This window comes from Paeniglutamicibacter antarcticus (genome assembly GCF_039544305.1).
GTDB lineage: Bacteria > Actinomycetota > Actinomycetes > Actinomycetales > Micrococcaceae > Paeniglutamicibacter > Paeniglutamicibacter antarcticus_C.
The window spans coordinates 1-753 of the sequence record NZ_BAABLK010000049.1 but is presented as its reverse complement, the minus strand read 5'-3'; the positions used below and the strand labels follow the sequence as shown (position 1 = coordinate 753).

The window sequence follows — 753 nt, the reverse complement described above, 5'->3', positions numbered from 1 at the left end:
TGGTGGGGTGTACCCGATGGTCCGCAACTCGGGATGCCAATAAAGGTTCCGCTCCGGATCCCCACGGGGTTCACCCGCCCGGGCAATCACATACGGGACCTTGCCGATGATTTTCAAGGTGAGCAACCCAGCATGCACCATCAAATGGTGATGTTGGCATGCAATGGAACCGTTATCGACGCTGGTCTTCCCACCCTCTGACCACGGCTTCACATGGTGAGCCTCGCAAGTCGCCGCCGAACGCCGGCAGCCCGGGATCACACACCCCCGGTCACGGATCGCCAGGGCCTTACGTTGGGCGGTAGTAAAACCGCGGACCTCCCGCCCCATATCCAGGACCTCCCCCACCGAACCCAGCACCGCGGGCAGAATGCCGCCATCGCACGCAAGCATGCGGATGCTCGCCGCGGAAACCGGACGCCCGTGGGCGGTGATCCCCGCATCTTCGCATTGACCCAACAACGCCCGGTATCCGATCAGCACCCCGACCTTCACCCGCTGACCACCGGACTCGCTGACCCCGGTACCGTTCAGTGCCCCACTGATCGCGGCAATGACCCCGTCCAGGAGTAACTGCGCGCCGGTACGTGATTCGATGGCATCCACCAACACCCCGGTACCTCCAGCCCCGCCGGTGGACCATTCACTGACCGGGACCTGGGCCGGGTCGGTCTCCGGGGATAGCGCCCACCGCGGTGCCGGGGCACCAGCCGGGGAGATACCGCCTATGGTGCCGGGAGCGTCGGGGATGGG

1 protein-coding gene is annotated in these 753 nt (G+C 65.5%); it reads right to left on the bottom strand.

Annotated features, from left to right (window positions below):
- On the bottom strand, positions 1-753 hold a 753-nt coding region (locus ABEA12_RS15000; protein ID WP_345468798.1), incomplete at both ends, for an HNH endonuclease signature motif containing protein.